The sequence below is a fragment of the Mesobacillus jeotgali genome (assembly GCF_900166585.1).
Taxonomy (GTDB): Bacteria; Bacillota; Bacilli; order Bacillales; family Cytobacillaceae; genus Mesobacillus; species Mesobacillus jeotgali_A.
This window is the reverse complement of record NZ_FVZC01000007.1, coordinates 252,481-277,542: the sequence shown is the minus strand read 5'-3', so window position 1 is coordinate 277,542 and position 25,062 is coordinate 252,481. Positions and strand designations below refer to the sequence as shown.

30 protein-coding genes and 2 pseudogenes are annotated in these 25,062 nt (G+C 38.7%); 7 read left to right on the top strand and 25 right to left on the bottom strand.

What is annotated here, in order from left to right:
* Window positions 1-42 precede the first annotated feature (42 nt).
* The gene (locus B5X77_RS02795) at window positions 43-729 is read left to right on the top strand and encodes an ABC transporter permease (RefSeq protein WP_079504879.1); all 687 of its coding nucleotides are present in this window, start codon (window positions 43-45) and stop codon (window positions 727-729) included.
* Complete coding sequence (locus B5X77_RS02790) at window positions 729-1,670, top strand: ABC transporter ATP-binding protein (RefSeq protein WP_079504877.1); 942 nt, start codon at window positions 729-731, stop codon at window positions 1,668-1,670. The genes B5X77_RS02795 and B5X77_RS02790 overlap by 1 nt, the downstream gene beginning before the upstream one ends.
* Before the next feature lie 130 nt (window positions 1,671-1,800).
* On the opposite strand, the gene B5X77_RS23165 is transcribed toward B5X77_RS02790, so the two are convergent.
* From B5X77_RS23165 to B5X77_RS02755, 7 genes and pseudogenes are all read right to left on the bottom strand, one after another.
* Complete coding sequence (locus tag B5X77_RS23165; protein ID WP_176167211.1) at window positions 1,801-1,977, bottom strand: hypothetical protein; 177 nt, start codon at window positions 1,975-1,977, stop codon at window positions 1,801-1,803.
* A 552-nt stretch (window positions 1,978-2,529) separates the two neighbouring features.
* Complete coding sequence (locus B5X77_RS02785) at window positions 2,530-3,300, bottom strand: hypothetical protein (RefSeq protein WP_079504875.1); 771 nt, start codon at window positions 3,298-3,300, stop codon at window positions 2,530-2,532.
* Window positions 3,297-3,797 (bottom strand): RNA polymerase sigma factor, encoded by a 501-nt coding sequence (locus B5X77_RS02780; RefSeq protein ID WP_079504873.1) that lies wholly within the window; start codon window positions 3,795-3,797, stop codon window positions 3,297-3,299. The genes B5X77_RS02785 and B5X77_RS02780 overlap by 4 nt, the downstream gene beginning before the upstream one ends.
* A gap of 279 nt (window positions 3,798-4,076) precedes the next feature.
* A complete protein-coding gene (locus B5X77_RS02775) occupies window positions 4,077-4,712 on the bottom strand; it encodes a YczE/YyaS/YitT family protein (RefSeq protein ID WP_079504871.1) in 636 nt (211 codons plus the stop codon).
* Window positions 4,713-5,109: 397 nt separating this feature from the next.
* Window positions 5,110-5,250, bottom strand: a pseudogene (locus B5X77_RS02770) (helix-turn-helix domain-containing protein); the annotation flags it as partial.
* A 733-nt stretch (window positions 5,251-5,983) separates the two neighbouring features.
* Entirely contained in the window at window positions 5,984-6,694 is a 711-nt protein-coding gene (locus B5X77_RS02760) for a hypothetical protein (protein ID WP_079504865.1), read from the bottom strand.
* A gap of 22 nt (window positions 6,695-6,716) precedes the next feature.
* Window positions 6,717-7,457: a hypothetical protein gene (locus tag B5X77_RS02755; RefSeq protein ID WP_079504863.1), complete on the bottom strand. Its 741-nt coding sequence runs from the start codon at window positions 7,455-7,457 to the stop codon at window positions 6,717-6,719.
* 379 nt (window positions 7,458-7,836) lie between these two features.
* Between B5X77_RS02755 and B5X77_RS23955 the strand changes: the two are divergent.
* A pseudogene (locus B5X77_RS23955) lies at window positions 7,837-7,992 on the top strand (IS5/IS1182 family transposase); the annotation flags it as partial.
* Between the two features lie 304 nt (window positions 7,993-8,296).
* Here B5X77_RS23955 and B5X77_RS02750 read toward each other — a convergent pair.
* The 8 genes from B5X77_RS02750 to B5X77_RS02705 form a co-directional block, all read right to left on the bottom strand.
* Window positions 8,297-8,701 carry a cupredoxin domain-containing protein gene (locus tag B5X77_RS02750; RefSeq protein ID WP_079504861.1) on the bottom strand — a complete coding sequence of 135 codons (405 nt, stop codon included), beginning with the start codon at window positions 8,699-8,701 and terminating at the stop codon, window positions 8,297-8,299.
* 466 nt (window positions 8,702-9,167) lie between these two features.
* Entirely contained in the window at window positions 9,168-9,875 is a 708-nt protein-coding gene (locus B5X77_RS02745; RefSeq protein WP_079504859.1) for a M48 family metallopeptidase, read from the bottom strand.
* Between the two features lie 15 nt (window positions 9,876-9,890).
* Window positions 9,891-10,214, bottom strand: coding sequence for a ribonuclease E inhibitor RraB (locus tag B5X77_RS02740; RefSeq protein WP_257391699.1), 324 nt, complete (start codon window positions 10,212-10,214; stop codon window positions 9,891-9,893).
* Between the two features lie 239 nt (window positions 10,215-10,453).
* A complete protein-coding gene (locus B5X77_RS02735) occupies window positions 10,454-10,654 on the bottom strand; it encodes a cold-shock protein (protein WP_026694123.1) in 201 nt (66 codons plus the stop codon).
* Window positions 10,655-11,393: 739 nt separating this feature from the next.
* A complete protein-coding gene (locus B5X77_RS02730; protein ID WP_079504855.1) occupies window positions 11,394-12,038 on the bottom strand; it encodes a hypothetical protein in 645 nt (214 codons plus the stop codon).
* 73 nt (window positions 12,039-12,111) lie between these two features.
* Complete coding sequence (locus B5X77_RS02725; protein WP_079504853.1) at window positions 12,112-12,834, bottom strand: endonuclease/exonuclease/phosphatase family protein; 723 nt, start codon at window positions 12,832-12,834, stop codon at window positions 12,112-12,114.
* 125 nt (window positions 12,835-12,959) lie between these two features.
* Window positions 12,960-13,712 (bottom strand): hypothetical protein, encoded by a 753-nt coding sequence (locus B5X77_RS02720; protein ID WP_079504851.1) that lies wholly within the window; start codon window positions 13,710-13,712, stop codon window positions 12,960-12,962.
* 638 nt (window positions 13,713-14,350) lie between these two features.
* A complete protein-coding gene (locus B5X77_RS02705) occupies window positions 14,351-14,968 on the bottom strand; it encodes a hypothetical protein (protein WP_139378287.1) in 618 nt (205 codons plus the stop codon).
* Window positions 14,969-15,106: 138 nt separating this feature from the next.
* Here B5X77_RS02705 and B5X77_RS23905 point away from each other — a divergent pair, with 138 nt between their 5' ends.
* On the top strand, window positions 15,107-15,268 hold the full coding sequence (locus B5X77_RS23905) for a hypothetical protein (RefSeq protein ID WP_306807282.1): 162 nt from the start codon (window positions 15,107-15,109) through the stop codon (window positions 15,266-15,268).
* On the top strand, window positions 15,265-15,624 hold the full coding sequence (locus B5X77_RS23600) for a nuclease-related domain-containing protein (RefSeq protein ID WP_306807281.1): 360 nt from the start codon (window positions 15,265-15,267) through the stop codon (window positions 15,622-15,624). Before B5X77_RS23905 ends, B5X77_RS23600 begins: the two co-directional genes overlap by 4 nt.
* Window positions 15,625-15,815: 191 nt before the next feature.
* Here B5X77_RS23600 and B5X77_RS02695 read toward each other — a convergent pair whose 3' ends face one another.
* On the bottom strand, window positions 15,816-16,067 hold the full coding sequence (locus B5X77_RS02695) for a hypothetical protein (protein ID WP_079504843.1): 252 nt from the start codon (window positions 16,065-16,067) through the stop codon (window positions 15,816-15,818).
* A gap of 3 nt (window positions 16,068-16,070) precedes the next feature.
* Entirely contained in the window at window positions 16,071-16,580 is a 510-nt protein-coding gene (locus B5X77_RS02690; RefSeq protein ID WP_257391698.1) for a hypothetical protein, read from the bottom strand.
* A 269-nt stretch (window positions 16,581-16,849) separates the two neighbouring features.
* On the opposite strand from B5X77_RS02690, the gene B5X77_RS02685 reads away from it, so the two are divergent.
* Window positions 16,850-17,188 carry a DsrE family protein gene (locus B5X77_RS02685; RefSeq protein ID WP_079504841.1) on the top strand — a complete coding sequence of 113 codons (339 nt, stop codon included), beginning with the start codon at window positions 16,850-16,852 and terminating at the stop codon, window positions 17,186-17,188.
* A 769-nt stretch (window positions 17,189-17,957) separates the two neighbouring features.
* On the opposite strand, the gene B5X77_RS22955 is transcribed toward B5X77_RS02685, so the two are convergent.
* The 6 genes from B5X77_RS22955 to B5X77_RS02655 form a co-directional block, all read right to left on the bottom strand.
* Window positions 17,958-18,161 (bottom strand): hypothetical protein, encoded by a 204-nt coding sequence (locus B5X77_RS22955; RefSeq protein WP_139378286.1) that lies wholly within the window; start codon window positions 18,159-18,161, stop codon window positions 17,958-17,960.
* 23 nt (window positions 18,162-18,184) lie between these two features.
* On the bottom strand, window positions 18,185-19,042 hold the full coding sequence (locus tag B5X77_RS02675) for a sensor histidine kinase (protein WP_079504839.1): 858 nt from the start codon (window positions 19,040-19,042) through the stop codon (window positions 18,185-18,187).
* Entirely contained in the window at window positions 19,039-19,587 is a 549-nt protein-coding gene (locus B5X77_RS02670) for a hypothetical protein (RefSeq protein ID WP_079504837.1), read from the bottom strand. The genes B5X77_RS02675 and B5X77_RS02670 overlap by 4 nt, the downstream gene beginning before the upstream one ends.
* Window positions 19,584-20,291, bottom strand: a complete 708-nt coding sequence (locus B5X77_RS02665) for a response regulator transcription factor (protein WP_306807280.1) — start codon at window positions 20,289-20,291, stop codon at window positions 19,584-19,586. The genes B5X77_RS02670 and B5X77_RS02665 overlap by 4 nt, the downstream gene beginning before the upstream one ends.
* Before the next feature lie 71 nt (window positions 20,292-20,362).
* Window positions 20,363-21,313: an ABC transporter permease gene (locus tag B5X77_RS02660; RefSeq protein ID WP_079504835.1), complete on the bottom strand. Its 951-nt coding sequence runs from the start codon at window positions 21,311-21,313 to the stop codon at window positions 20,363-20,365.
* The gene (locus B5X77_RS02655) at window positions 21,314-22,225 is read right to left on the bottom strand and encodes an ABC transporter ATP-binding protein (protein ID WP_079504833.1); all 912 of its coding nucleotides are present in this window, start codon (window positions 22,223-22,225) and stop codon (window positions 21,314-21,316) included.
* A 271-nt stretch (window positions 22,226-22,496) separates the two neighbouring features.
* On the opposite strand from B5X77_RS02655, the gene B5X77_RS02650 reads away from it, so the two are divergent.
* Window positions 22,497-23,588, top strand: a complete 1,092-nt coding sequence (locus B5X77_RS02650) for a DUF6920 family protein (protein ID WP_079505844.1) — start codon at window positions 22,497-22,499, stop codon at window positions 23,586-23,588.
* A 342-nt stretch (window positions 23,589-23,930) separates the two neighbouring features.
* Here the strand turns inward: B5X77_RS02650 and B5X77_RS02645 are convergent, their stop codons facing one another.
* Together B5X77_RS02645 and B5X77_RS02640 are read right to left on the bottom strand one after the other, a co-directional pair.
* Window positions 23,931-24,329, bottom strand: a complete 399-nt coding sequence (locus B5X77_RS02645) for a hypothetical protein (protein ID WP_079504831.1) — start codon at window positions 24,327-24,329, stop codon at window positions 23,931-23,933.
* Between the two features lie 65 nt (window positions 24,330-24,394).
* Window positions 24,395-24,940: a DUF6155 family protein gene (locus tag B5X77_RS02640; RefSeq protein ID WP_079504829.1), complete on the bottom strand. Its 546-nt coding sequence runs from the start codon at window positions 24,938-24,940 to the stop codon at window positions 24,395-24,397.
* Between the last annotated feature and the right edge of the window lie 122 nt (window positions 24,941-25,062).

Below are 25,062 nucleotides of genomic sequence, written 5' to 3'. Positions count from 1 at the left end.
AGCTGCAGTCATTATACTTAATGACAGAAAGGAGCGGATAACATGAATACCATTTGTTTTCATGAATTTAAGAGTTTGTTTAAAAGCTTTAAAACATTGGCCATCATCGGCATCATTTTTGGTTCCTCCTATTTGCTGGCGGATGTCATGGGCCAGTTCATGCAGGAGTTAGGAACCGAGGAACTTGGGAAAAATGGCTATGCAGCAGGACTCATGATCCTGATCGTCTTCTTCGGCCTCTTTTTTGTCTCCGGGCTCTCACACGACACCATCAATCGTGAGGTAAGCTCCCGAACGATGCGCTTTCTTGTGACCAAAACTTCTAGATCGAAAATCATCATCGGAAAGTTTTTGGGTATCAGTCTTTTTTGGATCCTATGCTTATTCATCTCATTTTTACTGATCAGCAGCTTTTCAAAGGAATTTCTTTGGCTCAGCTTTGCAGAAAGCCTTATTTTCATCACTTTTTCGATTTCCTTGATTCTTTTGGTTTCCGTCATTTTCCCAAGACCAGCTGTAACGATGTTCTTCGGAATCATCCTGGCATTGCTGTTCCCGGCCGTCAGTTTTTGGGCCATTGCCACTTCAAACCCATTTGTGTCCTGGTTTAAATTTCTTTCTCCCTATTACTATATTTATCTGGGAGGTCCCTATATCACGGTGCCACTCGCCATGACAGTCCTATTATTAGTGCTTTCCATATACCTGTTTAAAAGGAGTGATCTGTAATGGAAGTGATTAAAACAACCTCTCTCCATAAAGAGTTTGGAAAACAGACGGTCGTAAATGGAATTGACCTGACAGTAAAACAAGGAGAAATCTATGGATTCCTGGGAAGAAACGGAGCCGGAAAATCCACGTTCATCAACATGCTTACCGGTATTATCCTGCCATCGAGCGGAGAGTTCTCCCTGTTTTCGGAAAAGAGCCTAACTCCGGAAATAAGGAGAAAGGTCGGTGTCCTGCCGGATTACTCCACCTTCTATGACCACTTAACCGCCATGCAGCATCTTCGCTTTTTCTCAAAATTGTGCGGTGTGAAGGCAGGCAAGCAGCATTGCCTTGAAGTCCTTGATAAGGTCGGCATGAAAGAACATGCCAATAAAAAGGTCGGCAAATTTTCGTTTGGAATGAAGAAAAAGCTTGGAATCGCCCAAGCCATAGTCCATAACCCTGACCTCATATTTTTGGACGAACCCACATCTGGAGTAGATGCCGAATCTGCGATCCAGATTCAAGAACTGATCAGGGAGCTGAACCGGGGCGGTATGACCATCTTTATGACCTCTCATAATTTACATGAAGTTGAAAAAATATGTACCCGTATTGCCATCATGAAGAAAGGAAGAATCATGCATGAAGGCACCATGGATGAACTAAGGCAAAAGCACAATGCAACAATGACCATTAAACTGGTGCACTCTCCTCTTGCCAGTCCTAAAAAGGAAAAAACCTATGCATTTTTAAGCAAATTCAGCCATAATATTGAAATAGGTGCTAGCGAAACAAGCGTCGAAATTGGTAAGGAAGATTCTATCCCAATCATCATCCGTGGTCTGAGCGAGCTGGGCATCGATCTGTTCAGGGTAACCGCTGACCAGCCTTCCCTGGAAGAAATCTTCCTTGAGAAGAAAGTCAGCCCTCAAATGACAGAAAAAATGCACGCATAACACTTGTTTTCATGCAAGTATATTGTGTATTCTTATTGTAGAAGCACCTTTTTTAACAGCCGCGGCAAACGTCTGTTACAGAAACGAGAAGAAGACACTAACATTAGTGTCTTCTTTTTCGTTGGTTCATCTAAGCCTTCTCCTCTTTTTTCTTATCAGGAATGACGAAGCTGATTAACACACTTACAATGAGGACCACTAATGCACCTTTCTCAATAGCCTGGTTGTCGCCCAGGGCAGTGAATTGGCAGATAAAATAAACAACAGCCGCAATAAATCCTATACCGCGTAAGACATTAATCATCATTTTCCTCCATTATTTAGTATATTGTTATTTTATCACAAAAATGGTTATATGTGGTATTTGGCCGCTTATTTTTCTCTTTTACTATCTCTTTTTACTAATTGATCTTCCATCTTCATTTTATATAAAGGCGGAAAAAGAATCCTAGGAAGTTTAAAATCTTAAACAACTCTTAACATACCTATTTGCAGACAAAAGTGCAGGTTTGTACTACTACCTTTTATATAGTGAAATGAAAACAAAACGTTTTTTCTAGAAATCGGATTTCGGCTTTAGCACTTACAATTTTGCCGCCAAAGCATTTCGCCTGCACATAGGTTCTACACCTATACCTTCATTCCAGCTCCTGCTCCCAGTAATCTCCTCACATTCCCTTTCATACGCCTAAAATAATACCAAATACTGGATTCAAAACAATCCTACAGAAGTAGCAAAATGCCTATTGTTTTCTGAAAAGTTTCTTCGTAAAAGAAATATATGACCATCCCTAGCCTTTTTCCTCTGTTACGCCCAATTTTAGTTGTTCTGGTTATCATTTATATTTTTGAATGTCTTTTATTCTGCATTTTGCGGTTGAAGTGGATTGTTTTCTAAAATGTTTTCTACTTCTTCATACCCCTCAGGAAATGCATAGTTATATCTAGCTGGAAGTACAAAAACATACTTATTATTTTGTCCCAGGATGGATGGGCGAACAGGTGCTGCCCCAATATGAAATTCTCCCTTTTCAAGTAAGGACCACTGATTAAGTGTAAAAATCATGATCGGAATATCTTGTTTCGGTTTTTCCTCCGTCCGTTTAGGATGTCTAATTGAAAGGGTTGGGCCGCTTTCAATTATTTGTTGATCAGCAGAAATACCTTCCCAGGAATCAGAGACAATCTTGTAACCCTCCCAACTTTTTGGAAGCTCAAAGTTGAATCCATATTCGGTATTTTCATAAAGAATAGTATCTGTTACTTTATCACCAGGTTCGTTCTGATCCAGAGGATTTTTATTATCGTCCACTTTGTTTTCATCTATTGGAGGATGCTCCTCGCTTTGTTGCCCTTGTTCATTTGATTCAGGACTTGATGGACGTTCCTCATTAAACGGAAGAATAAGAATGGCGAATAACAATATAGCAGCAACACTCGCTAAACCAGCAAAAAACCTTTTCATGATCGCAGCTCTCCTTTTTTTCTTCTTATCATTTGACCTTGCAAATTGCAGCAGGTTTTCATGGATCATATCTTGTGTAGCTTTACTGAACTTTTTATCATAATCAGGTTCTGGTAATGATTTGATTTTTCTCTCTAAATCATAAAATTTCTCATGGTCTTTCATAGTGAAAATCCTCCTTCGCTTTTTTGCAGGATCTTTAACGCACGATGGTAGGTAATACGCACCTTATTTTCAGTCCAATTTAAAATGGATGCTGTTTCAGATACAGAAAGTTCTTTAATCCCTCTAAGGATGATGACGTCCCGATAATTTGCTTTAAGCGATTGGACTGCCTGATAAAGCAATCTGTTATTTTCATTAAGCTGGAGGATTTCCTCAGGCGTTGCCTTATCTGTTTGGTCATCCCAGAACCTGATCATTTGCTTCACACTAAGACGCTTCCTTTTTCTAATTTCATCTATCCCCACATGGCGCGCAATCGAAAAAAGCCAGGTCTTAGGACTTGATTTTTCCTGATACGTATCAAAGCCCTTAATTGCCCGGATAAAAACTTCCTGCACAAGATCTTCCACATCATTTGACCCGATATAATAAACTAAAAAATGGTATATATCTTTGTTGTACAAGTAAAACCACTCTGAAATTCTGTTGCTAATCATCAGCTGGTCAACTCCATTTTCCCATCAATTTTTTATGCTTATAAATTAGTCGAATCCGTACAACATTTATTTCACTTATTAGAGTTATTTTTAAGAATTATTTTTAATTAGTTTAATATGAAAATGAATGCACCACGCTAAACTTTCTGAAAGATAAATAAAAAAAGCAACGGAAAACTTATTCTCCATTGCTTTTCTGTTGATATGTAATTGTGATTGCTAAAGCTCCCTATTGCTTCTCCTGCTGTGGAGTATAATTTTAACGGCCTCTCTGTTTTATTACATAGAAATCACATTTTTGTTTATTGACCTAGATAACTTTTCAATCCATGTTGTACACACCTTGTAAGCAGCCTGGAAAATTGGACTCTGGATAAATGTATAAATAAAGGTGAAAATAAAGACCGGCCCGCCCAGTAATAGGGCAACCACCAGCACCATACTCTCCACAATCATTCGCACTCTGCTGATTGAATACCCGAGCTTGACTGAAATCGCAAGCATAAATCCGTCTCTTGGCCCTGATCCGATTCGAGCAGCATTATACATTCCTCCTCCAATACCCATGATCACAATACCAAGCAGCAATACCAAAACATCAAACATGAGCGTGGAAGCCTTGGGCAAAACATCCAGCCAGAGAAAAAAGTCAACCATCGTGCCAACCATCAGTGCATTAATAAAGGTACCAATGTTAACATAAGAACGATCAATCAAAAGCGTTACAAGAACTAACATGATCCCAAAAATCACGTTCCATGTTCCGATTGTTAAACCAAACTTATCAAAAAGGGCAATATTCAAAACATCCCACGGGTGGACCCCTAAGTACTTAACCTTGATTGCCACCGCTATACCATAACTAAAAAGGATAAGTCCGAATATGAAAAAGGGAATTTGTATTTTAAGTTTCATTTTATCACTTCATTTCTATCAACTTAGTTATTGAACTTAGTTTAAATCAACACGAGGAGCAATTAAAGCAGAAGTTTCTGCATTGATCCATGTCGTACAAGATAAAAAAGAAGTGAAACAAAGCTCATTTCAGACTGCGCAAGCGAGTATGTGGTTAAATCTTAATAATTGACGAGACGTCGGAACCGTCACCTTGTCGCAATAGAGCACTAAGTATATTGTTGGACTTTCTCGCGAGCTGTTTTGACATAATGCTCTTTACCATTCATGGTAAAAAGCATACACGCTTTATCCATTAGTTCCTTGCCTTCAGGGATAGCTTTTTCCTCTAAAAGGATTAACCCCTTCTGATACAACAATTCTCCTAGCAAGTAATTAGATTCATTGGCGCTATATAAGGGCTTATTTCTCCTTTTTCTATTTTGCTGATTTGTGATTGACTACAAATTCCTTTTGCTAGTTCTTTTTGGGTTACATTTAGCTTTACTCTAATTGTATGGATTGTATCACCAAGGTTTTTGAAATTGAATTCACTCATAATCTTGACCCCTTCCCATCACCTCGGAGTTTCTTTAACATTTTACTTCTTTTTTATATTTGGAAATATATTACTTTACCAATAATCATATTACACCTTTCATCCAGAAGAAAGGTGTCTTTTCTATTATCTAGAAAAAAATATCTTCTACAATAAAATATTCTTAAATGAATAAAGAACTATATATAACGTCGTATTTTTACAAAATATTGAATTTTATCGATTACATCTTACTATGTTGCATCATCTTAGCTTCTTAATATTATGCTATATTTCAATTAGGAGGGATGAAAATGAAAAACTTATCAAAGATTATTGTAGGACTTACTCTTATAGGCCTTATTACTTTAAACGGGATTAATTTTGATATCATCGTCTTGGATCCATTGTATGACTTGCCTTTTGAACATTAAAAAAAACACATAAAATAAGGCTGAACCAAGATGGTTCAGCCTTATTTTTTATGAAGTTCTTTTTGCCTTAACAGCGATAATTAGTGCACTAGCCAACAGAGCGATGTGCATGGAATATAAAACTACGGAGTATTTCGAATCAACAACAGACACAACTGCCAATGTAGAACTCGAAAGGAGAACCAATACAACAATATTCATTCTGATTTTATTTTTGTTCCTGTTCCTAATTAACAAAAATAATATAAGACTAATAGAAATTGCATAAATGATGATTAATAATGTTTCCATATGGTGATTTCTCCTTTCTTGTTTTAATTTTACCAGTTAAGATAGAAACAAGTTGCAATAGCACCAGTACTCATTCCAAGAGCTACAGCGAGACATGGCAGGCAGAGGACTCCAGTGAGACAAGCGATCGCGCAAATATTACCTAATTGCCAGCCGACAATAGAAGGGAGACCTAAACATTTGACGAAGCCACTAAAACTAAAGCCCATAGTGGAAATAGCCCCATCCTGGCTGTCAAAGTACTCTGCAGCTGTATAAAACATTTCATCAGTCACTTCGTTGAAAGTTACCTCACCATTAATATATGCAATTGTTTGGAAAGTATCAATCTCAGATTTCTGGATTAATATCTCTGAATAAGATTCAACCTTTCCTGGCTTCAGGAAATGGAGAGCTACATTGCTTATTTCATGATGCTTTTCGCTAGATACAGGAATCGTTACAGAATGAAAGTCATTTTCCTTATAAGTAAATACTTTAGCATTCTCAAAATCTAATTCAGTAGAATAGATCTTAACTTGGCCTTTTTGAATTTGTTTCTCTGCTCTTTTAACCCATCTACTCTTTTCCTTCTTATCCGTAACCTCAACAAGTTTTTCTAATTGAAATTTCACAGAATCCTCCAATTGCGCAAGAGGATCATCTGATGTTACCTCAGCATTCACTTGACTTTGAGGTGTTGACATAGAAACAAATAGTAACACCACTAATGAAACTAGAAAACTTTTCTTAAGCCACACTATTTTCCAACCCCTTCTGATATTAATCCCAATATTGACCTAGACAAGCCAATGCGGTACCACCTGTTACACCAATCGCAGCCGTGACACAGACAACACATGCAGTCCCCAAGGTGATTACACACGTTGCTCCACAAATGTACGATAACCATCTTGCTGCCATTCCCGAAATACCGAGACAATCACCGACTTTATTCCAATCCACACCTAGAGCGCCTATTTGTCCAGCTGAATTTTCCCGAACTTCTTTTTCAGTCATGAATGGATCCTCTGTAAGCTCGTTAATCTGTTCTTTTCCGTTAACATTCAACAGGATATGGAAAGTATCTTGATCTGATCTCTTAAATTCCATTTCTGTATAGGTTTGCAGCTTTTTAGTTTTTTCATTAAAATAAATGGACACATTGCTGACCTCGTGATGATTACTACTTACAATCGGTATTCCAACAGCAACATAAGGACTATTGTCGAGTTTATAAACTTTAGCAGTTCCATAGGAAAGATGCTCTTCCTTGACACTTACTTTTTTTGTCCCGATGACCTGCATAGCACGTCTTGTCCAAAAGGATTTGTCTTTAGCATTTGTAACTTCACTAATTTTCTCTATGCTTTCTAGTAGCTTCGAACTAGGTTCTTGTATAAGCTGCTCCCCGCTTTCTCTAGGCACATCAGTTGTTGCTTTTACAGTTAGGCCTTCCACATTCATGCTGAATAACAATATAGTTGTCAGCGTGAGTAAAAGTACTTTTTTCATTACATTCATTTACCTGCTTCCTCCCTGCCCCTTACAAAAGATTAAATATCGCGTAAACCTTTAAAACTTTTCCCCCTCCCTTTTCCACTTTCTGCATATGGTACATTTCTACCATAAGTAAAATAATTAAATAAACCGAACTTGCTTATTGCTCTTTTGTCCCTTCAATTTCTTTTTCCTACTTTACATACTTCCTATTACGAAAAGACTTAGCCTTTTATAGTTTTATAGGAATATTTCCCACTTAAGTCATTAGTACTGCTTCTTGAATAATCACGAGTAAACCACTCATTATATCTAGCAGACACGTTAAACATTGAATCTGTGAAAATAAAAAGAATCTCTGCAAAGGAGATCCTTCATAACCATCTTTCGAAGAACATTTTGATCTTGTCAGAAATGGGAGAACGGGGACTTGAAAAACTTTCCACGGGTTAGAACGTGCCAGAGGGTGCGGTCTCAAAAGCATGGGGTTATAAGAGAAATGACCGCTTTGGCGGTAAACTTAAAGAGGATTTTGAATATACTATCCTCTAATAAGTCTGCTTCTACGCCTTTTATTATCATTTATTTCGGAATACCAAATGAAAATCTTCATTTTCTGGAAGCAGCCTAGAAATGGAGATTTCCTTTTAAAAAATAGGGCACTTTTTCAGTGGAGACATGGGGACGGTTCTTATGTCCCGAAAATCCCTGTTTCTTGATTATTAAATCCTTAAAAATCACCTGCATGTCGCTAACCAAAATTAAAGGGAAGCATTATTTAGCTTCCCTTATGCTATTTAAGCACTATTCAGCTATTATTTCGACTCCCGAATGGGACAAGAGAACCGTCCCTAAGGATCTTACTAATCAACAATGTTTAGTTTAATGACCATCTCTTCATGATCTTCTGCAGCACCGCAAACTGTGGAACAAATTAACTTGTATTCGCCAGTTTTCTCTGCTGTGAATTCAGAAGGAGCATCAGCTTTAAGGTCCAAACCTAATTCATCATTTCCGATGGTATGCAACCCTTCTTTATTAACCAAGTTCAGCTTCACTTTCTTTCCTTTTTGAATCGTTAACTCCCTATCAGAAGTGAATTCCCAATTAGTAGCTGTGATTGTAAACTCCTCTACTGACTGATTTGCTGATGCTGCGGCGTTTTCTTCATTCCCGGCCGATGTATTTGCTTTTTCCTCAGTCCCCCCGCAAGCGGCTAAACTTATTGTTAAAGCTCCAGTTAATAGCATTAATCCAAACTTTTTCATTGCCTCTCCCCCTTAATGTAATGGTCTCGAAGGTTATTATAACGAGGAGAATTTACCAACCAAGTGAATCAAATCACGCAATGTGATTTTTGTTACTATCTTTTGGATTATGTTCATAAAATGTTCACAAACGAAGGAGCACAGGGACGTTGATATGCTCATTGTGTACCCATCACCGTTCCGATCGTCACACCCATTTGTGGAATAGAACCGAAGAATCCTCTGCGTTCTGCTGAACGGAAATGGGGACGTACCCTGTGTTTTTCTGATAAACAAGGCGCAGATCAGCGCCAAAGCCAGATAGCCGTCGGTCAAAGCAAATCGTGGGATCGGCTTAGACTCCAATCATAAGCAGCGATACGCTATCCAATTTCAAGAAAAAAATGCTCATCTATCCCTTTTTAGTATATGGATAATATTTTTGAAGTTTTTTGCTCCGCTGAGAGGATCTGTCACCCCCGCTACACTAAACCTCCATCCTCCATCCCGACACAGCCAGCCAGCGCTCATACCGTTCATATTCAGGCATGATTTTTCCGACAAGCCGCCAAAATGAACGGTCGTGATTCATATGGACCATATGGCACATTTCATGGACGACAACATAATCAATCACTTCTATTGGTGCCATGGAAAGCTTCCAATTGAATGTCAAATTCCTCATGGAATCACACGTTCCCCAGTTCGTCTTACTGTCCGTGATTCGAATCGAGCGCGGCTTTATTTTGAAATTGCTTTGATAAAATTTAACCCGTTTTTCGACGAATGCCTTGCACTGCTGATAATAAAATCGCTTCAAAGCCTGTTTGATGCTCTCTTCATTTTGCTCATTCACGTATACATGGAGCTTGTCTTCCTCGAACACGGCATTGTCTTTTTCGATATCTGCATCCTGAGAAATCAGAATGTGATAGAGCCTGCCCAAATATAGAAATTGTCCGCCTGGTCCGTACTCTTTTTCCCTACCGGCTGAGGCCCGCTCTTTCATTTCCTTCGCCCTTTGCAGGATCAAGTCCCATTGGCCTTCTAGGATTTGGAGCACACTTGCATCTGCGGTCCCCTTAGGAGCGTGGACTTCGAAATGGCCGTACAAATCCATATAAATGCCGATTGTTTTCCGATTTTTAAAAATCACATCATACCGGATTGTTTCACCTAAAAAAGTATGAAGCATGTCATCACCTGCATTTTATTCTATAAATACGCCCCAGCCATCAGAATGGCCGCCGTAAGGCTTGCTTATTTTATCCAGCTTTTCCTGCACTTTTTTTAATTCACTATGGTTAAGGAGCATCCTTTTCGAGCAGCTGCAAGCCCACTCATCTGTCTCATCATCCTGATCGAGTAAGCCATGAAAGCCTTCTTCCTTCAATACTGGCAGAAGCTTCTCGCCAGTTGCCTTATCCGGCACAGCTATAAAAAATTCGACTGGCTGCGGCTTTTTAAAACTGACACCCTCATTAAATAAACTGCGCAATGCTTCTCCATCCGCGTCGTTTGGAAATTTCATCATCCATTCCTCCATTTGTGTGCCTTCTATGTTGTCATTATCATGCACTTGCTAAATTTCTGCTAATCATTTGATTATGAGATTGTTGTGTTATAATGTAAATAACCTTTTGCTTTAAATTTTTTACTTTACCGGTACCATGCCCCTACTCGTTCGTTGAGTAGGGGTTTTTTTATTGCTGTTATTTTTGAAAATAAAAAAACAGACCCTTTTGGAGTCTGTTTCGGTATGCTATATCAAAATTAAGCTTTTTGAACGTTAGCAGCTTGAGGTCCACGTGCACCTTGCTCAACGTCGAAAGTAACTTTTTGACCTTCGTCTAATGATTTGAAGCCTTCAGATTGGATTGCAGAGAAATGAACGAATACATCTTCTCCACCTTCGCGCTCGATGAATCCGAAACCTTTTTCTGCGTTAAACCATTTAACTGTACCTTGTTCCATGTTTGTTGCCTCCTAGTGCTAGAGCACATTGTATTACTATCCTTGCCCAAAGTGATCATTAGAACGAAGAGTCGAACTTTACACCGAACAAAAATAATTCTACCTAAGAATAACAAGATTTAGGAATAATTGCAAGGGACCTTAGTAGGATGACTTCCTCTTAATAATGTGTGAGTTTGAGTTGAATGGAGAAAGTTGTAGTTCAAGAGAAAATCACGGCTTATTTTGGCACAAAAAAAAAGGATAGATGAGCCGCAAAAAATTGCTCAATCTATCCTTTTTTAAAACCTTCGCCTATACCTGGGTTTTGCCTTATCCATCCTACAAAAAAATCTTCTCACCTAGATTCAGTTCTTTCGCCTTTTCGAAGACACCCTTCGCCACAGCAAAATCAAAATAAGCCGCCCCATACCGCTTTAAAAATAGTAACATCCTCAACTCCACGTTCAATCGGATTCACATGAAGTTCAGCCAACGTCCCAGAAAGCCGATCAAACGACCATTTCCCTAGACTCACTGCATCAATAAATTCCCCAGCTTCCGATTTCACCGGGACACGGGGACGGGGACACTGGGACGGTTCTTGTGTCCCGAAAAATATTACAATAAAAATTCCACCTGCATGTAACTAATCAAATTTAAAGGGAAGCATTATTTAGCTTCCCTTAGGTTATGTATGTTACCTTAAGCTTTATTTCGACTTCCAATAGGACAAGATAACTGTTCCTCTTCCCTTCCGCTACTTTACACGGATTATACTAATTCCCAATACTGTAGCCGGAAAAAGTACCAGGACAGCACCTATAAAAAACTGATAAGATTCCTTTAATGTATCTGGCTGGGTGAAGATTTTATATCTTATCACATTGAGTGTTATAAATATTAATGCAATAATAACCACTGCTATAATGGTTCCTGCCACATACCCCTTGTAACTATTCATTCTCCGTAGTTTTGGGGAAGAGATAAATAGAGACAAAACAACATTAATGACAGCACTACCAAAATATACGACTAGGGTTAACTGAGAGTAATTTACTTCCTCAATAATTTGTCCCTCCCTGACTCCCAAGTTATACATTCCGGTTGAAGTCAGGAGGAGCTGAAAGCTTATGACAAGCAGGAAAAAGAAGAATTGGAGACCTCCATTAACCCAGGATAAGCCCTTTTTAGAAAGTGATAATCCATAGACGAAGAGCACAATCGAACAGATTAGTAGAATGATGAAACTTATATTCAACCAACTTGGCACCGTCGAGATTGATTGTATATTCATCACTGAAATAAACAGACTGATTATGAAAAATGCAGTAGTTACAAATCTGAAGTTTTTTTGCATCTCTTCTTGAGTTGTATGTCCTGACCGGGCTTTTACCTTCTTCATCGCAAGCTCCTTTCTGTCTTAGTTCCAGAGGTTCATCACGTGAATAAAAACTTGAAAGAAAATAGAAACTTGGTCAATCACCCAATTCAGAATTAAGATCCATAAATATCGGCATATGATCACTAAAACTAATCCATTCTTCATATGTTCCAATTTCAAAATTTGTCATCTGCTTAAGAAGTATTTCTGACGCAAAAATAAAGTCAATGTGAAATGGGCTGGATTTACTCTTCCTAAAATAATGCGTTGGTTGTAATTCAAGACCTTGTTCCTCTTTATACAAATGATGATATGTACTTCTAATATTTATTTTCCCCAGAAAATCAACTACATCAGAGTGGGTTCCTACACGTTTAATATGATCAAATATTTTATTACTGTTCCAATCACCTGCAATAATACACGGCTCTTTAAGTAAGGCTTCATAATACTTTAAAGCCAGAAATATTTGCCCTACATAGCTATTAAACCTGCTCTTTGTAAGTTGCGACCAAACTGCAAACAGCAGGAAACTTTGTCTTCCAGTAACTATTAAAGGAATAATATAGCGAAAATTTTTATTATAGGATGGATGCAACTTTATATTAAAAGCATCATTTAAATTAAGTATCCCAATGCCCTTATTCAAATTGTCACCAAACCAGAGAAATTGATTAATATCCTTATGATGGTTTTTCCCTCTCCATTTTTCTGGAGCTTCACATTCGGGAATGACTAAAATATCTGCATTAAATGGGAGTATATAATCAATTTTATCTCTGAATCGCATAGAAGCATTCCATGTAATAACCTTCATATTCCAACTCCTTCAAAAGAGAGCAAAGATTATTCCGACTCCCTAATAGGACAAGAGAACCGTCCCTATGTCTCTTTTTTAAAATCATTTGTGGAACCTACACCTTGATCATTGTCCAGAAGCCTCTAATAAAACTCACCTTTCATTTCAAATGTAAATTCCGCCCCCTCAGTCCTATATCTACCATCTCTAGCATTTAAATCATCCAGGTAAACATAGTCTGAATAACCTTTTTGTCCAGCCATTATATCGAGAGGTAATTTCTTAGTGCCTAATATCTCCCCATTCTTTGTTGCAGTCACCAGTAAAGTCCCTTTAAAAGATTTTTCATTATAATTATTGATCACTACACTAACGCTCATTTGACGTTTAATACCTGAAACAAAGTGTGTATGTAAAATTTTATCCATAGTTGGTTCATCTGTTAAAAATGTGGTTTCTTGATATTTCTTGTCCAGTTCATCAACATAGGCTTTATCCTCATAAAAGGTTACTATTGCAACTATAATAAAAATAAACATTGCTAAACTGATAAAAAAAATATTTGAATATTTATAGGATGACTTAAAGGTTTTACCAGTCCATTTAAAAACCAAAGCTGCGATTGGTGCCACGAGGGCTCCAATAATAACAGCCATGAAGGCAGCTGTGAGAATATTGTATGCAAGGCTATATGTCCCATCAAAATATATAAGGATAACCATCGGTATTGCGATTATAAGTAATATCACTGCAGACCTAATACTTCCTTTAATCCACGAAGGAATAAAGGACTTCCCTCTAAATAATTGGTACAGCCCAAGAATTGGGCCTATGATCAAAGTCGCAAATAGAATGGTCAAAATAATTATAAGTATGATTTCATTAAATAAATCCATAAAGAGTTCTCCCTATATACAATTTCTTTCTTAATTGTTCTTGCATTTTAAAATAGCAGCCCCCCTCTTCCTGGCCGATATACTTAGGGTCATTAATGACCTGCATGCTAAACAACGCCTTGACTGCAATAGGTCCCGAAGTTGCTAAAAAGTTCCTAAAAAGGTTCCCATCAAGCTTCTTCTTTAGAATGTCTAGAGATTCTCTAGAAGAATAAAACATCTGTACCAAACCCACACTTTTGGGAACGTACGATAGCCCCCGTTTCCTGAAAAGAATTCTTAAAATAGAGCTAAGTAAGCAAACAAGAAAATCATCAGGACATACCTAAAGGCTATATTTGATGATTGTTCCTTAAATGAATTTTTTTTAATATCTATTGTTAAAAAACAAAGTAAGATGATAACTAAAGAATATGAAATCGATTCCTTTAGTGAAGCTAGTCCAGTAAATAGTGTTAGTAATAGAACAAAACTTACTATCACCATTAAAATAATAGTAATATACTCAGGTTTAAACTTCTTAACGGTTTGCACATTTATCCCCCACTTAAACAGTCTATTAATAGAGCCAAAGGCTGTAGCTAAATGAGCCTTTTGTTCTCTCAAAAACCCCTTCATTCTTCCATTTCTCTTCTTTGCTAGTTGCTGCTTCCCTGGGCTCCGCCTTGGGAAATCGACTCCCACCTATACTTCTCATTCATACTTTTATGGGATCCAACCGTCCAGGTCATTACACCGTCAATATACTGCCCAGATAACTCTGTCAATCGGTCTATTGCCCATACTTGTTGCTCTAGAGTCAGCCATGAGTCATCTTCAATGTATTCGTACTCCGCCTCATGGATAAAAGCTAAATAGTATTGAGTAGTTGCTAATGGTGTGGCATCTATATAGTTTTTTATTTTTTGCACATCATCTTCGAAAAACTTCATTGGACCGTTGGCTTTATACTTTAACTCAATGATTGCTAGAACAGTTTCAATGTCTTCTTTCAAATGATTATTGTTTCCTGGTTTTTCATTCAATTTCACAATGGCCAGATCCGCAATAAATCCACCATGATGATATTCCGTATAAATCCTTACATTGTGCTTTTCTAATAAGCTAGCCAGTTCAGATCGCAAATGGAAATAGAGAGCATTTTTTAATGTATCTTCTTTCAATAGATAAAACGACTTATGGTCTTTTGAAATTTTTCCTACCCAAATATTTTTGATAGCCCGGTCAATTGTTTTTTGTATTTGCTTCAGATCCATTGAAATCACCCTTCAATCATCCTAACCCTCAAGATAGAAATTAGTTATTTTTTCCATTATATCAAATTAAAAGTTAAATAAAGAAGGTATTAGAACGAAAGTATAAGAGAGGATACTTTACAGCAAGGAGATATTATCATGTTATTAATTCTTAATTTCTTGAAGAAGCAAAAGACAGAGACACCCCCTGTAAAAGCGATGACTGCCGCTCCAAAACAGGTTGCCGTAAGAAAAGGTGAAATTGGAGAATACAAGATTGATATACAGCTAGATCAGCTGCCAAAAGAAGCCGCTACTTGAGTTATCTTCTGATAAAGAACCCAAAAGCAAAGTCAGGATATTCACAGATTGACCATGTTGTGCTGACACCATACGGCATTTTTGTAATTGAAACGAAAAACTATCAAGGCATGATATACGGCGGGAAAGACAGAAAAATATGGTCCGTCAATGGGAAGTTCAAAATGATGAACCCATTTGTCCAAAACTACGGGCACATTAAAGCACTAGCTTCCTTGATTGATCGAAAGTTCAAGGAGTCCTTCAGGAGACAGTGGGACGGTTCTACCGCCTCTGATATTTACATATTTTCTCTTTTTGCGAGACACGAGAACCGTCCCCGTGTCTATCTTGGAGTCCTCCTGGACCTAAGTTAGGGGTTAATTCGGTGTACGATTTGACACCCCGTATCATACTAAGAGGGCTCTTTTTTGTTCAAGTCCTCGAAAATCCTTCAAACAGGAATGCTCTTTCATAAGATACTTCTTTTTATAGAACCTCCCTCTAACCTTTTACAATATAAAAAGCTAGAGTAAATAAAACTCTAGCTTCACCTTGTCCGATTTACTTATGACTCAAAAGCTGTTCTATCTGGAAAAACTCCGCCTTCCCTCATCAAACAAACTGCAAGTCGTTGCGCAGCTCGATCAAAGTAGAACTTAGATGGAATATTCTGATCCGGTATAACCTCTAGTTCTGAAAACTTCCTCGTAAGTTTATTTAATTCAATTTTCCCCATAATATTTTCATTGGGCCCAAATTTGTATACAACCTTTTCACTATCTTCGTATTCTTTTAATAATAAAACGTATGAAGCCAATTTTTACTCCTCCTCTAATGGATACCAAGGACGACCAGACTCAACTGTCTTGTCATGAGCCGTCCTATAATCTGTCTTGAAAATCCCTTCAAACTTTGATTCAAAAAGTTCATGGTTTAATAAATCAATATCATTCTTGTTGAAAGTTCCTTGTTGAAGCCTATCCCATGCCTTTGCAATTTCATAGTCTGAATCAAAACGTCCAACTCCATGTTCCTTAATGTGTTCTTTAATAAATAAATGTTCTTTAATCCTTTGTATCCTATATTCAGACATTCCTGTAAATTTTGCAATAGACTCGACATCAGTGTTGCTTTTCCTAAAAAAATCGTACATTTCATCGGCTCTATCCAGTTGTTTTAAATATTCTTCAAAAGAAAGTTCTCTTCCACCAGATTGAAAAATCCCCATATCCTGAAAGGCGCTATCTTTATATTCACCTTTCCCGTCTACCCCTAGAGAAACCTCTCGTTTTTCAACCCCTACTCCATTGTCTTTCGTCCCAGGAGTCACACGTTTTTCAACTGCTGCGAGTAAAACAAAGGGACGGTTCTACTGTTTCATGTAGTCCAGGCTACTAAAACAGCAGAACGATCCTCTGTTTCTTTGTTTGACCTACTTAGGATCCTTTTCTTTTTTTGAGGACTGCTTCTTTGTCCAAAACAATAGATGACCATTCTTCTGCATGAATGGTACGATAAGGTTACCCAATGCCTAGATGCATCATATGCCAACCAGGATTCATCATTTTCTTCATTACAATTTCACTGGAGGCCTAAAAAATGAAAAACAAAGTGATCTTGCTGTCATCCGACCAGCTCGGAAAAGGTGAGCCAGGATTAGGTGAAGGATTATTAGAAACCTTTTTCACAATTCTGAAGCAACAGGAAGAACTGCCTGTCGCGGTATTCTGCATGAACAAAGGCGTGTTCACTCTAACAGAAAACTCTTTTGTGTCTCTCCAATTAAAAGAACTGGAAGAAAAGGGCTTAGAAGTACTGGCCTGTAAAACATGTGTAGACTATTATGAACTCAACGACAAACTCGCAGCCGGCAAAATCAGCGGAATGGCGGATTTTATACACCTAGCCTCACAGTATGAAGTGTTGACATTGTCGTAAAACGAAAAAAGGGACTGTCCTTATCTTCCATAGAAGTGAAAAACTGTCCCTTTTGCTGAATAATTTAGCCATCATACCTTTTCAAAATTCTATTATTCAGGATCACGCTAAGCAGTTTAGCTCCTCTCAAATTTGGAATCACCTTCTCCAATTCAGCGACTACCTTTTCCTTCTCGTACAATTCCAATAGTCTGCGTTGAAAAGGTTTCCTGACTTTTTCTTTATACTTCCTATACGATTCACGCTCCCCCTGCACAAGCGCAATTTCACAAGAGAATAAAATATATACATTTGATATTTTAACTCTCTCGCCATCCTCCGCTTCCTCTAACTCACCATTGAAACAATAATAAAAAAAATCGAAATTGCTGTTGTTTCGATTTTTTCATAAAATCCATAATCTTTTCCGGATTCATTTCATCTCATGGTTTGTGCAAATAATTTATCATAACCTCGCCTGTTTCCCCATAGAAAAAGGCAGCCGTGGTCGGCTGCCTTTTCAACTCATAGTTTCGTAAGGCTCTTTTCTCAAACTTTGTTGCTATTGACGACAAAATAGGATGGGATTGCCTAAGTTTCTGCACAAAATGAACGCTTATTTAGAGAAAAGAGCTTGCCAACTTCGTACCGACCTATACAAAATGGCTTTATCACTTTAAAATCGGCTTTCGGATTTTAACAACAATCTTTACGAAAACCGCCTTTCGTAAAAATAATACCAAGCAATGCTGAAAAAAATCCAACAATCTGGTACATTTTGATTTTCTCCTTAAAAAGCCAGATGCGAGCAAGTATGACGACCAGGCAATTCAAGCTGATAATCGGAAAGATGATACTGGCTGTTCCCTCTATGTAACGCATAAAGATAACAGCTGTAGCCGATGACACTGATCAAGCCAACGAGGGAACCGATATTAACTTCTGTCCACTGCCGATGCTCTTTTTCCCGAATGCTGTTAATTCCCAGATACACACTTCCGCCGCCATACATGCAAATTAATGTAAACCATCCCTCTGGTTTACATACAACGGCAGCGTGAAAATAAACTCGCTTCCTTTTTCCGGCTCGCTCTTGACTGAAATCTCTCCTCCATGGGCTTCGATGATATATTTCACAATAGCCAGGCCCAGTCCGGTTCCTCCAGACTCTCTGGACCGTGATTTTTCGCCCCGGAAGAATGCATTGAAGATGAAGGGCCGGTCTTCTTCCTTAATCCCCAGCCCATTATCCCTTATGCTTACTAGAAGCTGTCCGCCTTTTTTCTCTACATTCAAGACAATTTTCTTTCCTTCATACTTCACGGCATTGTCAATCAAATTTGCCATCACCTGCTTAATTCTGCCGCTATCAATCATCAGGCTTACCGACGGTGGCTGACCAGCCAGGTCAAGGTCAATGCCTTCGTTCTGATGGTCCAGCTTGGCATTTTGATAAACATCCATGAAGAAATCCTGGCTGTTCACAAGAGCCTTATCGATCGAAAGCTGTTCCAGCTCGAATTTCGAGAACTCAAACAAGTCCTCGATCAGCCTGTCCAGCTGGTCCGTTTTTGACCTGATCACTCTCAGGTATTTTTTCTGCATGTCTTCCGTCTTCGCAATTCCATCTTCAAGGCCTTCTACATAACCTTTAATCGAGGCAAGCGGCGTCCTGAGGTCATGGGAGATACTTGCGATCAATTGCTTGCGTGCCCGTTCGTATTGCTGCTGGTGCTCAATCGACTTTTTCAAGTGATCCCGCATCAAGTCAAATCCATGGATAAACCGGCCGATCTCATCCTGTTTCCCATACGTGATCGTATAATCCAAATTGCCTTCAATCACTTCCTCGGTCGCCTTATATATGTCTTTCAAAGGAAGGAGAACCGTCCTTGAAAAATGCCACGTCCACAGTAAATAAGTGCCGCCAGCACTGCAAGCCCGGTGGCTATCCCGCCAACCAATGCTAAGATCACTTCCTTGAACTGGGTAAAGGGTGCTACGGAAAAAGATTTCGCCTGGATTTCCACCGACAATTCTCCACGTTCCTTTGTCGACACATCCACCTTCAGCTTCCCAAGCCTGCTCAAAAAAAACGAAGAATCTATCCTCATCTGATGCTCAGCAGAATCGAATAGGCTTTCCCCCTCTGATGAATAAACAGCCAACTCAATATCATATTTTTTCAGAAGCGGCCTTACCCTTTCGTAAAAAAGTTCAGGTTCTGAAAGGTTTGCCGCGTTCCGGTCAATCGTATTCTTGACCTCTGACAACAGCATATCAAGTTCATCTTCGCTTTTACCTGCCTGCTCTTCCATCCCTGACGCAAACAAAAACATAAACAGTACCGATACAATAATCGGCAGCACAATGATACTGATAAAAGCGAGGATCAATCGCGGTTTCAGTCCCATTCTCATTGAATGCCTCCGTCAAATTTATAGCCAATTCCCCAAACCGTCTTAATAAACCTTGGCTCTGACGGATTTGGCTCGATCTTTTCCCTCAGCTTCCTCACATAAACGGTGATCGTATTCGTATCGCCAATATGCTGATAACCCCAAACATTTTCAAGCAGCTGTTCTTTAGAAAAGACCTGGCCCCTGTTTGCTGCCAAAAACGCGAGCAGCTTGAACTCTTTTGCCGAAAGCTCGACCTGCCTTCCTTCCGCCCGCACTACCGTGTATTCTTTCAAGTTGATCTCAAGTCCAGGGAATTTGATGGTATGTTCTTCTTCCTTTTGAACTGAGAGATGCTTAAACCTTCTTAGCTGCGCTTTGATCCGGGCCACCAACTCACCCGGGCTGAACGGTTTGGTCACATAATCATCCGCGCCAATCCAGAGGCCGATAATTTTATCTGTCTCACTTTTCTTTGCGCTCATAATAATAATCGGAATATTCGACTCTCCCCTGATCCTCCGGCACAATTCAATCCCATCCATTTTGGGAAGCATGACATCAAGCACAGCAACCGTAGGCCGATGTTCAATAAAATGATCCAGCCCTTCTAGCCCGTCAAAAGCCAAAATGCTTCGGTATCCCTCAGCTTCCAGATAATCCTGGACAAGCTCAGCAATTTCACGTTCATCTTCAACAATCAAGATCAAATCTTCTTCCATCATTGGTACCATCCTATTTAATAAAATAAAGGAAACCGTTGAATCCGGTTTCCTCTTTCATACCATAGTTAACCTTAGGCTGCAACGTCACGCTTGTTGAAAATGAACAGAGATAGGAAGGCAAACAGCAAAAAGTAGATCAGGAGCGTGACGATTGAGAATGTCATCGTCATCCCTTCAACAATCGGTGTTCCCGTTGTGTATTGCTGAAGTTCCGTATTGGCAAAAAGGATGTATTTTGCCCAGTCATACTGGCTTAACAGCTGGACTAACTGCGGACCTGTGAACATAAGGAACAAGGAGATCCCGATGGCTAGCGAGCTGCTTCGAAATACAGTTGATATCATGAAAGCGAGTGTCACCATCATGACCAGATCAATGCTCCTGAATGCAAAGAGTTCAATAATATGTGTGACCATATTCTGCTCGACGACCCTTCCATTGCTATAAGCAAGATAAGGCGCCTCCGTTCCGCTGAAACCGAAAAATAGGATGCCGAACAGGAAAGATGAACTAAATAATAAAACAAGCATCAAGAGTGCGAATAACAAGGTCGATGTGTATTTTGCCATGAGGATTTTCGTCCTGCTTACAGGGCGAATGAGCAGAAGCTTGACCGTTCCCCAGGAAAATTCACTTGCTACCATGCCGGCCGCAATGACTATCGTAAATAGAGCCGCAAGCCCAGTAAATGTCGTGGCATCAACCATGTAACCCCAAAGTGAATCTTGTTCAATTGGCGACAAATCATGTTCGATCCGATACTGATTTAAGGCAATCCTTTCCTTCAACAATCGCTTCTGCGCTTCAAGCATTGGTGCAGATTCTAGATTCTCTGACATTTGGGCATTTTCAGCGCTCAGCTGCGACTTCCAGTCCGCATTGCTGCCAGGGTCTAATACAAACTTTGTAAAAATCCCAACCAGGGCTACGACGAGTACCAGGATTCCAATCATCACCCATGTACCGGTACGTTTGTAGATTTTTATATTCTCATTATGAATTAATCTTGAAAAATGGGTCATTTATTTCTCCTCCGTTATTTCCAGAAATTTTTCCTCCAGCGTCTTATTTCCAGAAGAAATTTCATAAATTTCGAAATCATGTGCCGCCAATTCCTTAACAAGGGCTGGAAGCTTATCACGGCTGGCTGAAACTAATAAGTGTTTTCCCTTTACTTCTGGATTCATCTCAGGGAACGTTTTTCCTACAAATTCCCTGGCTTTTTCCATCGGTTCGATTTCTAACGCTGTATTCACTTTATCTCCTACAAAATCACCAATCGTTTCAACGCTGACCAGCCTGCCATCCTGGATAATACCAATCCGGTCACACATCAGCTCCATCTCTGAAAGCATATGACTTGAAACAAAAACGGCAATCCCTGCCTCATGGGCAATCTTGCGAATATATGTCCGGATTTCACGGATACCTCCAGGGTCAAGGCCATTTGTAGGTTCATCCAGGATCAGTAAAGCCGGAGAATGGAGCAGCGCTTGCGCAAGACCAAGCCTCTGCCTCATTCCAAGCGAATAATCCCGGACCTTCTCATGAATCCGTTTTTCAAGGCCCACAAGCTTTACAATTTCATCGATCCTTTCCTTTTTCACAGGATCTCGCAGCATCCGTGCATATTGAAGCAAATTGTTGTAACCCGATAGGAACTTGTACATCTCCGGGTTTTCAATGATTCCGCCAACATGCGAAATCGCCTTCTCAAAGTTCTTCTCGATGCTGAAACCATTGATCAGTACCTCACCTTCCGTGATGCCCATTAATCCAACCAGCATCCTGATAGTCGTCGTCTTCCCCGCCCCATTGGGACCTAGAAAACCAAATACCTCACCAGGATATATATCCATGCTGATCCCCTGAATAATCGTCTTATTGCCAATGACTTTGATTACATTCTTTATCTCAACAATCGGTTTTTTCATTATCATTGCCTCCCTTCACTCCCTATTTTTCCACCCAAACTCTAAAATGCTCTTATGAAATTATTAATAAATTATTAATTCAGACGAAAGAAAGACAGTTCTCCTGTTCAAAAAGAACAAGAGAACTGTCGCGGCGATTCTTCCCTATGCTCACCATAGCAGATGAGTGATAATAAAATATTCATAATATTGTTAAAATTTCGTTCCCTTTCTGCTTTTATATAATTGTATTATGTTTTTGAAGATATTGGTGTAAGAAGGGATGAATAGTATGAGTATTCTATTTTTCATCTTAATGTTATTTCATGGCCTTATACATATAATGGGCTGGTTAAAATCATTTGGTTTTGCGGAAATTAATGCGATCACTCAAGGTATTCCAAAGATTATTGGTGTATTTTGGCTATTTGCAACTTTACTTTTTGTATTTGTAGCAGTTTCTTACCTTCTTAAGATGGAGTGGTGGATTATCCCTGCAGTAATTGCAGTTATGACTTCCCAAATCCTTATACTAATGACATGGCAAGATGCTAAATTTGGCACTATACCAAATATTATTATTTTCATTGCCATAATAATTGGGTTCTCTGTTTGGAGATTTAATTATCAAGTGGATTTGGACTTAAGAAAAATGAATAATTCGAATTTCTCTACCAAAGAAATTCAAATAATTACAGAAGAAACGATAACTCCCTTACCCCTTCCAGTCCAAAAATGGGTACACAATATTGGTTTGATAGGAAGAGAAAAAGTTAATTCTGTTTATTTTAAACAGAAAGGAAAAATGAAACTAAAACCTGATCAAGAAAAATGGTACGATGCTGTTGCTGAACAGTATATAACAACTGATGACCCTGCATTTCTCTGGAAGGTGAAAATGGATATGTTTCCATTTGTAAGTGTGGCAGGCAGGGACTTTTTTATCAACGGAGAAGGTAGAATGTTGATGAAAATAGGATCATTGATACCGGTGGTGAATGTTACTAATAACAAAAAAGTAAATCAATCAACACTTCAGAGGTATTTAATGGAATTACCCTGGTACCCTTCAGCAGCATTAAATGATTATATTAATTGGGAAAGTATTGATGGAAACACCGCAAAAGCAACAATGAATTATAAAGGGACTACGGGTTCAGCAATTTATTATTTTAATGAAAACGGAGAATTATTAAAAATCAGTGCTTTAAGATTTAAAGAAAGCGATAAAAATGCTGAACGTATTGAATGTATAGGTGAAGTGAAAGAGAACAATGTTGTTAACGGAGTAAAAATTCCAACTAAACTCAATGTATCATGGGTATTAGGTGAAGAGGTATTTACTTGGTACAAACTCGAAATATATGATGTAGAATTTCGATAATCCCACTGAACTTATCGGAAGCTCTTATACTTTAGGAGGAAATAGAGAAGAAATTATTAGATTATCTTTAGCTGCTGATTCAATATAAAGGGGTTCTTTTTAATTTTAAAATTTGTGAAGCAAGTCACAATTAACAAAAACCAAGTCAGGCGAGACGTAGGGAAGCAGATGAACGGTCGACTGCACCCCAATTGTCAGACATACCTAACAATCGGGGTGCAGTTCACTTATTCCCCATTGCTTGCTTTTATGTTGATTTGGGTGTGATCTTTAATTAAATCCTAGAAATTATAGGATTTAAAAAATTCAGTTGTTTAACTAACGAGCACCAAGAAGCGAAAGCTACATCCCCTTGCTCCGTATTTCTCCCAGTTCCTCATATGTAATCCCAAACGGAGCGCCTCCCTCGGTGAAGTCCTCGATAAATACGAACCCTTCATCATGGTCCTCCCATTCCTGCTCTCGGTCTTTTTGCAATCTCCTGACTTTTAAAAGCTGTTTTTGCCTAATCCTGTTCTCTTGACCAAATAAAACGTTCATTTTCTGTTTTTCAGAAAAACGAAGTCCCAATAGTTCCAGTTCCTTTATCGCACAAACCGGATCAACAGCGAACCACTTACTGTAAGATTTAACGACATTTTCCCCTTCGTAACTCACTAACCACGATTTTGCACTTTGAAGCCTGGCTTCTCGTTTCATCCGTTTTCGCCTTGGCCCTAAATTCCCATTCTTTTTTGCCATTATGATACCTCTTAGTGATTATATAGTTATTGAGACATTATACCGTTTCTAAGTCCCGCTTTGATTTATTCATCCTCTTCTTCAATATATCCCATATCATAGTATAAATAAGCTAAGGCATCGGGAAAGCCCCAACCGATGTCTTCAGTATCAGTAACAACTCGAAGCAGACGATCGGCCAAAGCATGATAGTATTCTTCCTCCCGGGCGCATACGCTTGTGACCTTTTCATACATGGAGACCATGCTATTGTAAAAACTTTCATCAATATCTCCGAATGAATTCGTAAACTCAACACCTTGTTCAACATAATAAAGCATCAATTCTGTTTTCTTAAATTTATCGCCAGTCATTTTTTCAAACTCGGATATTGACTTTTTCGCTTGACTCAAACGGAGTTTCCCATGCCCTCGATCCGGGAAAAACTCATCCTTTATCTTTTTCTTGGTTTGAGTAAACAAATCATCAACCGCATCGTCCCCTCGGAGTCGAACGTCCATATACGTTTGTACTTCCTTACTGTTTTTGTATAACTCCGAAATCAATTGAATCAGTTCTTTTTGGTCATATTCTTTTAATTTCTTTTTTACATCAGATAGTTTTAACTTCATCGGATGACCTCCATTCTGTATATTTGTTTATTCTAATTATACTTGAAAGGGCTAGTAGAACGCCTCTTAAAAAAGACACAATAAAATTAGAGCAAAAAAATACGATAAGGAAAGTGACTGCT

Coding starts and splice junctions, on each gene's coding strand:
- B5X77_RS02795 (WP_079504879.1), top strand. CDS start 43: ATGAATACCATTTGTTTTCATGAATTTAAGAGTTTGTTTAAAAGCTTT.
- B5X77_RS02790 (WP_079504877.1), top strand. CDS start 729: ATGGAAGTGATTAAAACAACCTCTCTCCATAAAGAGTTTGGAAAACAG.
- B5X77_RS23165 (WP_176167211.1), bottom strand. CDS start 1,977: ATGATGATTAATGTCTTACGCGGTATAGGATTTATTGCGGCTGTTGTT.
- B5X77_RS02785 (WP_079504875.1), bottom strand. CDS start 3,300: ATGAAAGACCATGAGAAATTTTATGATTTAGAGAGAAAAATCAAATCA.
- B5X77_RS02780 (WP_079504873.1), bottom strand. CDS start 3,797: ATGATTAGCAACAGAATTTCAGAGTGGTTTTACTTGTACAACAAAGAT.
- B5X77_RS02775 (WP_079504871.1), bottom strand. CDS start 4,712: ATGAAACTTAAAATACAAATTCCCTTTTTCATATTCGGACTTATCCTT.
- B5X77_RS02755 (WP_079504863.1), bottom strand. CDS start 7,457: ATGAATGTAATGAAAAAAGTACTTTTACTCACGCTGACAACTATATTG.
- B5X77_RS02750 (WP_079504861.1), bottom strand. CDS start 8,701: ATGAAAAAGTTTGGATTAATGCTATTAACTGGAGCTTTAACAATAAGT.
- B5X77_RS02745 (WP_079504859.1), bottom strand. CDS start 9,875: ATGCTTCATACTTTTTTAGGTGAAACAATCCGGTATGATGTGATTTTT.
- B5X77_RS02740 (WP_257391699.1), bottom strand. CDS start 10,214: ATGATGAAATTTCCAAACGACGCGGATGGAGAAGCATTGCGCAGTTTA.
- B5X77_RS02735 (WP_026694123.1), bottom strand. CDS start 10,654: ATGGAACAAGGTACAGTTAAATGGTTTAACGCAGAAAAAGGTTTCGGA.
- B5X77_RS02730 (WP_079504855.1), bottom strand. CDS start 12,038: ATGAAGAAGGTAAAAGCCCGGTCAGGACATACAACTCAAGAAGAGATG.
- B5X77_RS02725 (WP_079504853.1), bottom strand. CDS start 12,834: ATGAAGGTTATTACATGGAATGCTTCTATGCGATTCAGAGATAAAATT.
- B5X77_RS02720 (WP_079504851.1), bottom strand. CDS start 13,712: ATGGATTTATTTAATGAAATCATACTTATAATTATTTTGACCATTCTA.
- B5X77_RS02705 (WP_139378287.1), bottom strand. CDS start 14,968: ATGGATCTGAAGCAAATACAAAAAACAATTGACCGGGCTATCAAAAAT.
- B5X77_RS23905 (WP_306807282.1), top strand. CDS start 15,107: ATGTTATTAATTCTTAATTTCTTGAAGAAGCAAAAGACAGAGACACCC.
- B5X77_RS02685 (WP_079504841.1), top strand. CDS start 16,850: ATGAAAAACAAAGTGATCTTGCTGTCATCCGACCAGCTCGGAAAAGGT.
- B5X77_RS02670 (WP_079504837.1), bottom strand. CDS start 19,587: ATGAGAATGGGACTGAAACCGCGATTGATCCTCGCTTTTATCAGTATC.
- B5X77_RS02665 (WP_306807280.1), bottom strand. CDS start 20,291: ATGATGGAAGAAGATTTGATCTTGATTGTTGAAGATGAACGTGAAATT.
- B5X77_RS02660 (WP_079504835.1), bottom strand. CDS start 21,313: ATGACCCATTTTTCAAGATTAATTCATAATGAGAATATAAAAATCTAC.
- B5X77_RS02655 (WP_079504833.1), bottom strand. CDS start 22,225: ATGAAAAAACCGATTGTTGAGATAAAGAATGTAATCAAAGTCATTGGC.
- B5X77_RS02650 (WP_079505844.1), top strand. CDS start 22,497: ATGAGTATTCTATTTTTCATCTTAATGTTATTTCATGGCCTTATACAT.
- B5X77_RS02645 (WP_079504831.1), bottom strand. CDS start 24,329: ATGGCAAAAAAGAATGGGAATTTAGGGCCAAGGCGAAAACGGATGAAA.
- B5X77_RS02640 (WP_079504829.1), bottom strand. CDS start 24,940: ATGAAGTTAAAACTATCTGATGTAAAAAAGAAATTAAAAGAATATGAC.